Source organism: Pseudomonas khorasanensis, assembly GCF_014268505.2.
In the GTDB taxonomy this organism is placed as follows: domain Bacteria; phylum Pseudomonadota; class Gammaproteobacteria; order Pseudomonadales; family Pseudomonadaceae; genus Aquipseudomonas; species Aquipseudomonas khorasanensis.
This window is the reverse complement of record NZ_JABWQP020000001.1, coordinates 1,205,964-1,218,540: the sequence shown is the minus strand read 5'-3', so window position 1 is coordinate 1,218,540 and position 12,577 is coordinate 1,205,964. Positions and strand designations below refer to the sequence as shown.

Genomic DNA, 12,577 nt, shown 5'->3' with positions numbered 1-12,577 from the left:
GCAAACAGGCATAAAAAAACCCCGCGACCGAATGATACGCGGGGCAAAAATCTGGTTGGTTGCGGCCAACCAAAGGAGCTCTTTAACAATCTTTACTTACTGGCAACGGTCTCCGGCTGCCAGCCACCGCCGAGCGCTTTGTAGATCGCGACGATGCCGCGATACAGATCGACTTCGGCCTGGGCCTGGCTGTCTTCGGCGTTGAGGCGTTCACGCTGGGCGTCGAGCAGGACGAGGAAATCGGTCGTGCCTTCGCGGTAGCGGATTTCCGCCAGATCGGCAGCCTTGCGGCTCGATTCGCTCTGACGAATCAGCGATATCAACCGTTGCTGACGTTTGCCATAGTCGCTGAAAGCGTTTTCCGACTCTTCCAGCGCGAGCAACACTTGTTGCTCGTAATTCGCCAGCGCGCCTTCGGCATCGGCGTCAGCACCGCGCAAACGGGCGCGCACGCTGCCGAGGTCAAACGCGGCCCAGGTGATACTCGGGCCCAGTGCCCAGGCGTTGGCCGCCGAGGAACCGATCTGCGAACCACGTCCGGCGGTCCAGCCGAGGAAGCCGCTGAGGCTGACTCGGGGGAACAGGTCAGCCTTGGCCACGCCGATGCGCGCTGTGGCCGAAGCCAGTTGACGTTCTGCGCTGAGGACGTCCGGACGGCGTTGCAGCAGTTCACCGGGATCACCGATCGGCAATGCTTTAGCGATCGCCGGCAGCTCTTTCGGGCTCAGGTCGACGGTCAGCTTGTCCGGGCGCTCACCCAGCAGGGTGGCGATACGGTTTTTCTGCCGAACCTGTTCCGCCTGCAGTTGCGGCACGGTGGCCTCGACGTTGGCCAGGCGCGCATCGGCGCGCTCGACATCGAGCTGATCACCCACGCCTGCATCACGCAGGCTGATGGTGATCTTGCGCGACTCCTGCTGGTTGTTCAGGTTGGCCACGGCAATTTTTTCGCGCAGCTGGGCCCCGCGCAGTTGACCGTAAGCATCGACCAGTTCGGCAATCATGGTGACTTGCAGCTGGTATAGATCGGCTTCGGCGGCCTGCTGATCGGCATCGCTGGCTTCCAGATTGCGCTGGATGCGCCCGAACAGGTCGAGTTCCCAGGCCATGTCCAGACCCAGGTCATAGCGTTCGCTATTGACCCGGTCGGTGGTCTGGCCGGGAATCTGTCCCTTGCCAAGGTCGCTGCTGGCACGGCTGGTGATCGTCGGCATCGCGTCGTTGCTGGCGTCGTCGCGGATAGCCCGGGCGGCTTTCCAGCGGGCGAACGCCACACGCAGTTCACGGTTGCCTTGCAGCGATTGGGTCACCAACTGGTTGAGGGTCGGATCGTCGAATTGCTGCCACCAGATGCCTTCGAACTTCGAACGGTCAAAGTTCTTTTGCCCGGCGGCGCCGTCGGTGGCGGTCGTGATATTGGCCGCCTCCGGGGTTGGGGTCTTGTAGTCGGGGCCGACGGCGCAGGCGCTGAGGGCCAGCACCAACAGGCTCGGCAGGAAGACTTTCAGACTCATTGTTGCGCCCCCAGTTGCTTTTGAAGATTGGCCGCTTTGGCCGCTTTACGTTGCTCGCCGCGCTCGACAAAGTTACGGATCAGCACGTAGAACACTGGCGTCAGCAACAGACCGAAAAAGGTCACCCCGAGCATCCCGGAGAACACCGCCACACCCATGGCGTGACGCATCTCGGCACCGGCACCGCTGGAGAACACGAGTGGCACCACGCCCATGATGAATGCGAAGGAGGTCATCAGGATCGGCCGCAGACGCAGGCGGCAGGCTTCCAGAACCGCAGCGAGCGGGTCGAGGCCTTCTTCCTGTTTGTCCTTGGCGAATTCGACGATCAGAATCGCGTTCTTACACGCAAGTCCCACCAGTACAATCAAACCGATCTGGGTGAAGATGTTGTTGTCGCCTCCCGAGATGATCACGCCGGTGATAGCCGACAGCAGGGTCATCGGTACGATCAGGATCACCGCCAGTGGCAGGCTCCAGCTTTCGTACTGAGCGGCGAGCACCAGGAACGCCAGCAGTACGCACAGCGGGAACACGAACAGCGCGGTGTTGCCGGACAGAATCTGCTGATAGGTCAGGTCGGTCCATTCGTAGGTCATGCCGTTCGGAAGTTCTTCCTTGAGCAGTTTTTCGATGGCTTTTTCGGCCTGGCCGGAGCTGTAGCCGGGAGCGGCCGCACCGTTGATCTCAGCGGTGATAAAGCCGTTGTAGTGCATCACGCGATCCGGACCCGAGGTGTCACTGACCTTGATGAAGGTCGCCAGCGGGATCATCTCGCCTTTGTTGTTACGTACTTTCAGCTGGCCGATCTGATCGGATTCGAGACGGAACTGCTGTTCTGCCTGAACGTTGACCTGATAGGTGCGCCCGAAGCGGTTGAAGTCGTTGGCATACAGCGAACCCAGATAGATCTGCAAGGTGTCGAAGATGTCGCTGACCGCCACGCCATGGGTCTTGGCTTTTTCACGGTCGATGGCGGCATCGACCTGTGGCACGTTCACGGTGTAGCTGGTGAACAACCCCGCCAGTTCCGGCACGCTGTGGCTCTTGTTAATGATATTCATGGTCTCCTTGTACAGCTCGTCGTAGCCCAGGTTGCCCCGGTCCTCGATTTGCAGACGGAAACCACCAATGGTGCCCAGGCCTTGTACCGGCGGTGGCGGGAAGATCGCCATGTACGCTTCCTGAATGTTGGCGAACTGGCCGTTCAAGGCACCGGCAATTGCGCCAGCGGACATGCTCGGGTCTTTACGCTCGTCGAACGGTTTCAGGGTCACGAACACGATGCCGGCGTTCGGGCTGTTGGTGAAGCCGTTGATCGACAGGCCCGGGAACGCTACGGCGCTTTCCACGCCCGGCTGTTTCAATGCCATGTCAGACATGCGCTTGATCACGTCTTCGGTGCGATCCAGGCTCGCGGCGTCCGGCAGTTGTGCGAAGGCCACCAGGTATTGCTTGTCCTGGCCGGGTACAAAACCGGTCGGTGTGCTGGAGAAACCGAAGAAGGTCAGCACCATCAGGCCTGCGTAGACCAGTAGAGCGATGCCGCTGCTGCGGATAACCCGGCCCACGGTGCCGACGTAGCCATGACTGGCACGGTCGAAGAAACGGTTGAACGGACGGAACAGCCAGCCTCCAAACATCTTGTCGAGCACTTTGGAGAAGCGGTCTTTCGGCGCGTCATGGCTTTTCAGCAAGACAGCGGCGAGCGCTGGCGACAGGGTCAGCGAGTTGAACGCCGAGATCACAGTCGAGATGGCGATCGTCAATGCGAACTGTTTGTAGAACTGGCCGGTGAGGCCGGAGATGAACGCCGCCGGAATGAACACCGCACACAGCACCAGTGCCGTCGCGACGATCGGGCCGGTCACTTCACGCATGGCGCGCTTGGTGGCCTCCACCGGGGTTAATCCGAGCTCGATGTTTCGTTCGACGTTTTCCACCACCACGATGGCGTCGTCCACCACGATACCGATCGCCAGTACCAGCCCGAACAGCGATAGCGCGTTGAGCGAGAACCCGAACAGGTGCATGACCGCAAACGTACCGATCAACGACACCGGCACCGCCACCAACGGAATGATCGAGGCACGCCAGGTCTGCAGGAACAGAATCACCACCAGAACCACGAGGATCAGTGCTTCGAAGAGGGTGTGAACCACCGCTTCGATCGAGCCGCGCACGAAGATCGTCGGGTCATAGACGATGCTGTAGTCCATGCCCTGCGGGAAACCCTTCTTCAGTTCGTCCATCTTTGCCCGAACGTCGTTCGAGATATCGATAGCGTTGGAACCCGGGCGCTGGAAGATCGGGATCGCCACGGCCGGTTGATTGTTCAGCAGCGAACGCAAGGCGTACTGGCTGGAGCCCAATTCAATGCGGGCGATGTCCTTGAGGCGGGTGATTTCACCGTCGTCGCCTGCGCGAATGACGATGTTCTCAAACTCTTCCTCGGTGACCAGACGGCCCTGAGTGTTGACCGAGAGCTGGAAGCTCTGCGCCGTCGGGGCAGGGGGCGAGCCCAGTTGACCCGCCGCGACCTGACGGTTTTGCTCGCGAATGGCGGTGACCACATCGGTAGCGGTCAAATTACGCGAGGCGGTCTTGTTCGGGTCGAGCCACACGCGCAGCGAGTAGTCGCCCATACCAAACAGCTGCACGTCACCAACACCGCCCAGGCGCGCGAGCTCATCCTTGATATTGAGGATCGCGTAGTTGGACAGGTAGAGCATGTCGTAGCGTTTGTCCGGCGAGGTCAAGTGCACAACCATGGTCAGGTCGGGCGAAGCCTTGTCGACGGTGATACCGATGCGCGTCACTTCCTCGGGAAGCTTCGGCTCGGTTCGGGTCACCCGGTTCTGCACCTGCACCTGCGCGTTATCCAGGTCGGTGCCAAGCGCGAAGGTGATGGTCAGGGTGATCTTGCCGTCAGCGGTCGATTGCGAGGACATGTAGAGCATGTTCTCGACACCGGTGATGGCCTGCTCCAACGGAGCCGCCACGGTTTCACCGATGACTTTAGGGTTGGCGCCCGGGAAGTTGGCACGGACCACCACGGTTGGCGGCACGACTTCCGGGTATTCGCTGATCGGCAGCTGGAACAGCGAGATCGCACCGGCGATCAGGATCAGCAGCGACAGCACTGCTGCGAAGATCGGCCGGGAAATGAAGAACTGAGAAAAATTCATCGGAGTTGTCGTCCCTTAACCGCGTGGGGTCGTGGCGGCCAGCTTCACAGCCGAACCCGGCGCGCCCTTGGCTGGCGCGACTTTGGGCAGGTTGCTGGCTTCCAGCGCTTGACGTTGTTGGGCGAGGGCGGCAAGGGTTTGCTCGCTGGCCATCGGAATCACTTCAGGCGTGACCGGTGAGCCAGGGCGTACCCGTTGCAAGCCCTTGACGATGATCGTGTCGTCCTTGTTCAGACCGTTACGCACGATGCGCAGGCCTTCGATTTTCGGACCGAGTTCGACGGCGCGGTAGGCGGTATTGTTGTCGCCATCCATCACCAGCACGAACTTCTTGCCGAGGTCGGTACCGACCGCTTCGTCGTTGATCAGCATGGCGTTGTAGGTGCCGCTGCCGACCAGTTTCAGGCGGGCATACAGGCCCGGGGTGTAGGTGCCGTCGCTGTTATCGAACACTGCGCGACCACGGATGGTGCCGGTTTTCGGGTTGACCTGGTTGTCGACGAAGTTCATCTGGCCCTGGTGCGGGTTGCCCTCTTCGTTGGACAGACCCATGTACACCGGAGTCGTTGCGCCACGCTGGCCGTTACGGGCCAGTTGGGTGTATTTGAGGAATACACGCTCGTCGGCGTCGAAGTAGGCGTAGACCTTGTCTGTGGACACGACGCTGGTCAGCGCCGTGGTGTCGGCGGTCACCAGGTTGCCGGCGGTGATCTCGGCACGACTGACGCGCCCGCTGATCGGTGCGGTAACGCGGGTGAAGCTCAGGTTCAGTTTGGCCAGATCCAGTTGCGCTTGCAGGGCACCGACGGCAGCGCGGGCTTCTTGGGCGGCGCTGGTGCGCGAATCGGCCAGTTCTGCAGAAATCGCGTTGCTGGCACGCAGACGCTCACCGCGAGCGGCTTCGTTTTCACTGCGGCTGGCGGTAGCGCGGGCCTGGGCAACCAGTGCTTCGAGGCGGCGTACCTCGGCCTGGAATGGACGTGGATCAATCTGGAACAGCAGGTCGCCTTTCTTGACGAGTGCGCCTTCAGTGAACGCGACCTGATCGATCTGGCCAGAAACACGTGGACGGATCTGAACGGTTTCCGGTGCTTCGAGGCGGCCGGTAAATTCGTCCCACTCGTTGACCGGTTGTTCCAGCACCTTGGCCACGCTGACTTTGGCAGCAGGCGGGGCGCCGGCAGTCTCCGGAGTTTTGCCGCAGGCGCTCATCACCAGTACGGCCAACAAGGCCAACGGGAAGCGCAAATGTTTGAGTGACTGTTCCATGGATGCAATCCGCCAAAGTATTGAAGATGGGCGGATGATGCTCGGGAGGGTGTGATGGCACGAATCGAATGAAGCAAAGGTAACTATCATTCGGAATGATATAAGCGCAAAGGCAGCCCTCTAGCATGCGCCTTTCGTTAGGTGGCTATCAATTGGTTTTGAAGAAACACTCTGTTGCGCCAAGAGCAACGATTGGCAGCGTCGCGAAAACGCGCAGAAAAACGAAACGGCCATAAAGGCCGTTTCGATTAATCTCTATCCACTACGTGTTCAGTTGAAGCCCTTGCGATTCGCACCGAAGCGATTTGGCCCCGGCTGGCTGTCTTGCGCCAGGAACACGATATTGACGATCGGCAACAACAACCACCAGCCGCTGCGATCCGTGTCGTGCATGCGACGTGCACCGACGGCAAGGGTCGGCAGAAGCATCGCCAGGTTGTACAGGCTTTGCAGTACGCCGCCAGTCTTGAACGAGGCGTCGAGAACACTCATGACAATTCCGATTCCCAGGTTGATCAGAAAAAACATCCAGTATTCACGGCGCGTGGCGCGACCGGTGAACGTGGCATATTTCTTCAGCGCTTCCACGTAAGGGTTGCCTGTCGCAATCGCGGGGCCATCGGCAGAGGAATACAGTGGCGCCTGAGGCGCCCCGCATTGTGGACATGCCAGCGCCAGTGTACTTATTTCCTTGGCGCAACCGCGGCAAAAAACCATGCTCATATTTTCATCCCTAAAAATTATTCAATCGGTAGACGGGACGAAACCGACGCGGAGAAGCCAGACAAGCCATACCGGAGGCCGCGCGGTTTTTCCCGTGTGTTTTTGTTGCTGAGATCTTTTGTAACCGGACGCTTTTTGACGTCGCCGGGGAAAAGAAACCGTGGCGGGGGGAGGACTATAGACTATCAGGATCCCCAAAAAACATCTGAATCCGCGACCGCAACCAGCGCTCGCCCGGGTCGTTGTCCTGGGAGCCGCGCCAGGCCATGTGCAGCTCGAACGTACGTGTTGGCAACGGTGGGTCCTCGGCGCGTAGACCGCCAGCCGCCGTCAGTGCCTCCGCTGTGTAATCCGGGACGGTCGCGACGATGTCGGTGCCCGCCAGCAGCGTCCCCAAACCGTTGAACTGCGGCACGGCCAGCACGACATGCCGCTTGCGGTCGAGCTTTTCCAGCTCTTCGTCGACAAAGCCACTCAGGTCGCCGGCAAATGACACCAGCGCATGCGGCCGGGCGCAGTAGTCGTCCAGGCTCAACGGCCCTGGCACGGTATCGGCGCGCAGCAGTTTGGGCGCGCTGCGGCGCAGGACCTTGCGTTTGGCATTGGCGGGCAGGTCGGTGGTGTAGCTGACGCCAATCGAGATCTCGCCGGAGGCCAGCAAGCCGGGCATTAGAATGTAATTGACCCTCCGCACAACAAGGACGATGCCCGGCGCTTCGGCACGCAGTCGTTTGAGCAGCATCGGCAGCAGGGCGAATTCGACATCGTCGGACAAACCGATGCGGAACACTGACGTGCTGGTCGCCGGATCGAAATCAGCGGCTCGACTCACCGCAGTCGAAATCGAATCCAGGGCAGGCGAGAGCAGGGCAAAGATTTCCACGGCGCGCGCGGACGGTTCCATGCTGCGGCCGGTGCGTACAAACAGCGGATCGTCGAACAGGCTGCGCAGGCGCGACAACGCCGCGCTGATGGCCGGTTGGCCGAGGAAAAGCTTTTCCGCGGCCCGAGTCACACTGCGTTCGTGCATCAATGTTTCGAACACGATCAGCAGGTTCAGGTCGACACGTCGCAGGTCATTACGATTCATCTGGAGTCCTGGCAGAGTCATCAAACTTGACGAGGGCGGCCATATGAGAACAATGGCCGGCATGAATCTTACGGGTAAAGGCTGGTACTCTGCACCGGAATATTCAGCTTTACCGAGACGGTGGCAGCGCTTTTTTCACGGATTTCGCCCATGCCACCCTTGCTGCGGAATCAATGACAGGCATGTCGACTATTAATAGCCACTGATAGTCTTGGGTCAAAAGCCCAGATAGAGTTCAGGGCATTAGAGGTTACTTTGACGAGGTTTGCGATGTCCCGCACGATCCGTTTTCACAAGTTTGGTCCGGCCGAGGTGCTCAAATGCGAAGAGCATGCGGCTGCTCAGCCAGGTCCTGGCGAAGTGCAGGTGCGTGTCGAGGCAATCGGCATCAGTTGGTATGACACCCTGTGGCGCCAGAACCTGGCGTCGTCCCAGGCACGTTTGCCGTCGGGTCTTGGTCATGAAATGGCCGGTGTCGTCACTGCGGTGGGCGCTGATGTCGAGGACCTGTCCGTCGGTGACAAAGTGGCCAGTTTCCCGGCCGAAAGTCCGAACGACTATCCGGTCTATGGCGAATCGATCGTCCTGCCGCGTACCGCGCTGTCCCGTTATCCTGATGTGCTCAGTCCGATAGAAGCCAGTGTGCATTACACACCGCTGCTGATCGCCTATTTCGCTTATGTCGATCTGGCGCGGGTCAAGCCCGGGCAGTTTGCGCTGGTCACTGACGCCAGCCATTGTGCCGGCCCTTCATTTGTTCAGTTGGGCAAAGCGTTGGGCGTGCGAGTAATTGCGGCAACCAAAACAGCGGAGGAGCGCGAGTACCTGCTGTCCCTTGGGGCGGAAAAGGTCATCGTTACCGAAGAAGAAGATCTGTTGATGCGAATCAACAAGATCACCGACAACCGCGGTGTCGATGTCGTGTTCGACGGCCTTGGCGGTCCGCAGATGTCATTGCTTGGCGATGTACTGGCGCCTCGCGGCAGTCTGGTCCTCTATGGTCTGCAGGGCGGTAATCAGACGCCATTTCCGGCCTGCGCGGCGTTCCAGAAGAACATTCAGTTCTTCGTGCACTGCATCGGCAATTTCACCGGCAAACCGGAGCTGGGCATCGTCCAGGATCACGTCGCCCTGCAGCGTGCCTTGCGCGACATCAACCAGCTCACGGCTGACCGTGTGTTGCTGCCGCTCAAGACCCGTGTATTTCCGTTCAACGAGTTCGTTGAAGCGCATCGCTACATGGACGAATGCCCATGCCGCGAGCGGGTCGCCCTTAAGGTCGAGCCGGCGTAAATCCGGTAACGAGAGTCCGTGGCCCCACGGACTCTTTTGTGTTTAAACCCTCCTTGCATCCGGTCTTCCCGGCACAACAGTTGTGCTCACTGAGCAACTGAGCTGGTTTTTTCCTTCTTTCTGTATCTTTTAATCACACTTTAAGCACTGATAATTGAATGATTACTTTCATCTCAAGGAATGAGCTATGGCTGTGCATTCAATTTGTCCTGAGCAATATCAAATGGCTAGTTCTGCTGGCTTTGTCAGTTTCTGTTTAATTGCTGTAGGGCAATTCGGAAGTCGCTTCTCTTTTTCTTGTAATGCTTTGTCGTGGGACGCTGTCGGAAGTTTCCTCAGATTATTTCTCGCCAGAGAAAACCCAATAAATACGGGTGGTTAAGCGCGACGGGCGACGTCCGCTACGTTTTTTTAAGGCCAAGTGTTTCAAATAACTACGACTTTGTAAGTGTTAGCATTTCAGCGTCTATTACTTATTGATCCAGTTGCCGCACGCCCGCTTTCCCGTGTGTGCGGCATGAAACTTTCGATACCGGGTAAATACCGATGAGCACGATCCATGATCAGGCAATGAACTATGTCTATCAGCAAGTATTGCAACGTTTGCTGAGCTTTTTTTCGCGAGCGGAGCGCACGGCGCTGCAGTTATTGATCCAGCGCCTGGTCGTGGCGGCCGGCGGTATGGATAACATCGGCCAGTTCAAGGTGCTGGTGAATCAGTCCGGCTCGCGTGAAAGCAGCTACACCCTGGCATTGCTACGAGCGGCGCAATTGACCGTAGCCGGTCGCGCGCCGGCAACCTTTCAGTTGCGCGTAGCCACTTTACGCTGGAGCGGCGACAGTCCGGCCGCATTACAGAACCTGCACCGCAGCTACAGCGCACTGTTTCTTTACGACGATCCTCGTGTCGAGTTGCTGATGGCGGATAACCGCGAGGTGATGCCGTTCGACTATCGCATGCCTGTCACCGACGAAGGCCGTGAAGCCAGTCGCATCAATCTGTTGCTTGTCGGTCACTGTCGCACCTGGCTTGAAATACCCGAACTATGGGATGACGCTTATCTGGCCACTGCCGAGTACTACAGCCAGATCGCCCGCTGGAACAATGGTGTCGACGCCATGATCAGCACCGAAACCAGGAGCAGCCAGCGGCATTTCCTGGAAGGCCTGAACCGTGCGTTGCAAAGAGTGACGATCGCGGGCCCCGGGCTTGTTCATTCCGGATTCGAAGCGCTTTTTCCCTTGCTCGATGGGCTCGGTGTCGATTTTTATCGCCAGCTGCGCCCCGTTGATGACCAGCCTGCGTGGCGCCCTGAAGGTGAATTCGAAGCCTGCCGGCGCACCAGCTTTATTGACATCAATGACATGGTCGTCGGCAAACTCGAAGATCGCTTGCCACTTTTGGGCGAATTCCTCGGTTTCGAAGCGGATGACCTGGCGCTGTATCAAGGCGAAGCGCTATTCGCTGATCCACTGACCTCGGCGCATGTACGAGGTTTATACGCACGCTTCATCGAGGGGCGTGCCTACGAGTCGGGTGTCGATGATTACATCCAGTACGCACTGGCCGACATGCGTCGAAACGAGGTGGCCGATGGCATCTGCCAACATTTGATGGCCAGCTTTGAAGCTGTTCGGGCGCCTGAACACCTGCGCATGCAGGCAGAAGACTTTCTTTTGAAGAGTTTCGACGTTAACGAGACGCAGTTGGCGTGTCTCTTGTTCGCACCATTCATCGACAGTGGCAGAGGCCTCGAGCGGTTCCTGCGTAACTGTCACCCCGGCATGCTGGTCGCGATGCCTGACCTGCACCGCGCGATGCAGGGCTTGCACGCACCGGAACAAGTGCTGAAATGGATCACGGAAGTCAGCGGGCTGCCGGTCAGATTGGTAACCCATCTCTATGCGATGGGTCCTGTGCAGCTTTGTGCGCCTGTTGAATCCGCCTCTGCAAATCCATGCTCAGACGAGACGGGTACAGTCACGCAAGCCGAGCGGTCAACGGTACGCTGACGGTGAGCCAAAGGTTGGGTTGTGAACCAATGTCTATGGAACTGAGGTTGTGAAAGGCGCGCGGGACAATGACTTTGTTTATCAAGCTGTTTATCGATACCTGGCAACGCTGATTGATGATGCTGGAGGCAGTGCGGCGGTGCGCATGCCGTCGCTACGACAATTGGCTGATCGGCTGAACGTCTCCATCTCAACCGTGCAATACGCTTATTCGCTGCTGGAAAAAGAAGGCCGGGTCTATTCGATAGCGAAATCGGGGTATTACGCGCAAGCGCTTTTCAGCATGGACGCGACCGGCAGTGGCAGTGATTTGCTCGAAACCGTTTACGTCAGCGCGAGACGCCCGGGCATGTGTCTATTGAGTGCCGACGAACCGGCTTCTCTGCAACCGCTGGACAGTCCCTTGTTGACGCTCGAACGCGAACTCTTGCGACAATATCCCCGTCAGCCACATACCCTTGTGCAACCTTGCGGCGAGCTGGAATTAAGGGTCGCCCTGGCTGCGCGGTATACCTGCTCGACGGCAGATTGCTGGCATGCCGACGACGTCTATATCGGCGCTGATCTGCGCGGGGTGCTGGAGATTCTGATTTCAGTGCTTGAGTTGCGTCAGGCTGCAGTCATTGTTGAATCGCCCTGTGACTGGGTAATCCTGCGCCTGCTCGAATCGTGCGGCGTGCGTGTGATCGAATGGCCTTCCCAGGCTGAAGGCGGGTTCGATCTCCCGGCACTGGAATCGTTGCTCAAGCAGGAACCGGTACGCTTGATCCTCTTGTCTTCCGTGTTGAGCATGCCGCTGGGCAGCGGGTTTACTCAGGATCATCAGCAGGCAATCGCGAAGATGCTGGAGCGATATGGCGTCTGGGTACTGGAAAACGACTGCTACAGCGAGCTTGCCGAGCGCAGTGATTCGCGGCGGTTACGTAACTGGCTCAACCCGGCTCGCTTGCTGGTGTTTTCCACCTTCGAGAAATTCATCGGTGCAGAAGCGCCATTCGGCTTTGTTCTGTCGCGACACTGGCGCCATGAGTTGCAGCGCCATTTTCTGTTACGCGCGTTTCGCTTGTCGCCCATTCGCCAGAAGGCGATTGCCAGGCTGCTGAGCGGTGGGCGGCTTGATCAGCATTTGTGCGTGTTGCGGCGAATGCTCGGTGAGCGTCGTGCGCTGTTGATCCAGGTCCTGCGCGAGCGTTTGGGCGATACGCTGCAGGTCTTCGAGCCGCAGGGCGGGGCGACGGTGTGGGTGCGTTCGCTACGGCCCGTCGATATGACGAATGTGTTCCAGCGACTGCTCAATCAACAAATCATCGTTGCGCCGGGCGAACTCTTCAGCCTGCAAGGCTTGCATGCGGACCATCTGCGTTTGAGCGCGTTGAACCATGGCGAGCGTGATTTACAGGGTGTCATCGGGCTTCTCGGTGATGCCTTGCGTCTGTCCCCCGGCCATTAACGTTAAAAAACATCGGGCGAGTTTCGGATACATCCCG

Annotated in this window: 8 protein-coding genes; 3 read left to right on the top strand and 5 right to left on the bottom strand. The window is 58.7% G+C overall.

The genetic code is table 11. The features are described 5' to 3' along the window. Positions 1-92: 92 nt before the first annotated feature. From HU727_RS05525 to HU727_RS05505, 5 genes are all read right to left on the bottom strand, one after another. A complete protein-coding gene (locus HU727_RS05525; protein ID WP_186528920.1) occupies positions 93-1,514 on the bottom strand; it encodes an efflux transporter outer membrane subunit in 1,422 nt (473 codons plus the stop codon). Next, the gene (locus HU727_RS05520) at positions 1,511-4,702 is read right to left on the bottom strand and encodes an efflux RND transporter permease subunit (protein ID WP_186528918.1); all 3,192 of its coding nucleotides are present in this window, start codon (positions 4,700-4,702) and stop codon (positions 1,511-1,513) included. The genes HU727_RS05525 and HU727_RS05520 overlap by 4 nt, the downstream gene beginning before the upstream one ends. Before the next feature lie 15 nt (positions 4,703-4,717). Beyond that, the gene (gene mexE, locus HU727_RS05515; protein ID WP_186528916.1) at positions 4,718-5,971 is read right to left on the bottom strand and encodes a multidrug efflux RND transporter periplasmic adaptor subunit MexE; all 1,254 of its coding nucleotides are present in this window, start codon (positions 5,969-5,971) and stop codon (positions 4,718-4,720) included. 270 nt (positions 5,972-6,241) lie between these two features. Next, positions 6,242-6,694, bottom strand: coding sequence for a DUF805 domain-containing protein (locus HU727_RS05510; RefSeq protein ID WP_186528914.1), 453 nt, complete (start codon positions 6,692-6,694; stop codon positions 6,242-6,244). 175 nt (positions 6,695-6,869) lie between these two features. Beyond that, entirely contained in the window at positions 6,870-7,784 is a 915-nt protein-coding gene (locus HU727_RS05505; protein WP_225919775.1) for a LysR family transcriptional regulator, read from the bottom strand. 270 nt (positions 7,785-8,054) lie between these two features. Here HU727_RS05505 and HU727_RS05500 point away from each other — a divergent pair, with 270 nt between their 5' ends. From HU727_RS05500 to HU727_RS05490, 3 genes are all read left to right on the top strand, one after another. Beyond that, positions 8,055-9,077: a zinc-dependent alcohol dehydrogenase family protein gene (locus tag HU727_RS05500; RefSeq protein WP_186528912.1), complete on the top strand. Its 1,023-nt coding sequence runs from the start codon at positions 8,055-8,057 to the stop codon at positions 9,075-9,077. A 546-nt stretch (positions 9,078-9,623) separates the two neighbouring features. Beyond that, the gene (locus HU727_RS05495) at positions 9,624-11,090 is read left to right on the top strand and encodes a hypothetical protein (RefSeq protein ID WP_186528910.1); all 1,467 of its coding nucleotides are present in this window, start codon (positions 9,624-9,626) and stop codon (positions 11,088-11,090) included. A 49-nt stretch (positions 11,091-11,139) separates the two neighbouring features. Next, positions 11,140-12,540 carry an aminotransferase-like domain-containing protein gene (locus tag HU727_RS05490; protein WP_186528908.1) on the top strand — a complete coding sequence of 467 codons (1,401 nt, stop codon included), beginning with the start codon at positions 11,140-11,142 and terminating at the stop codon, positions 12,538-12,540. Positions 12,541-12,577: the final 37 nt, after the last annotated feature.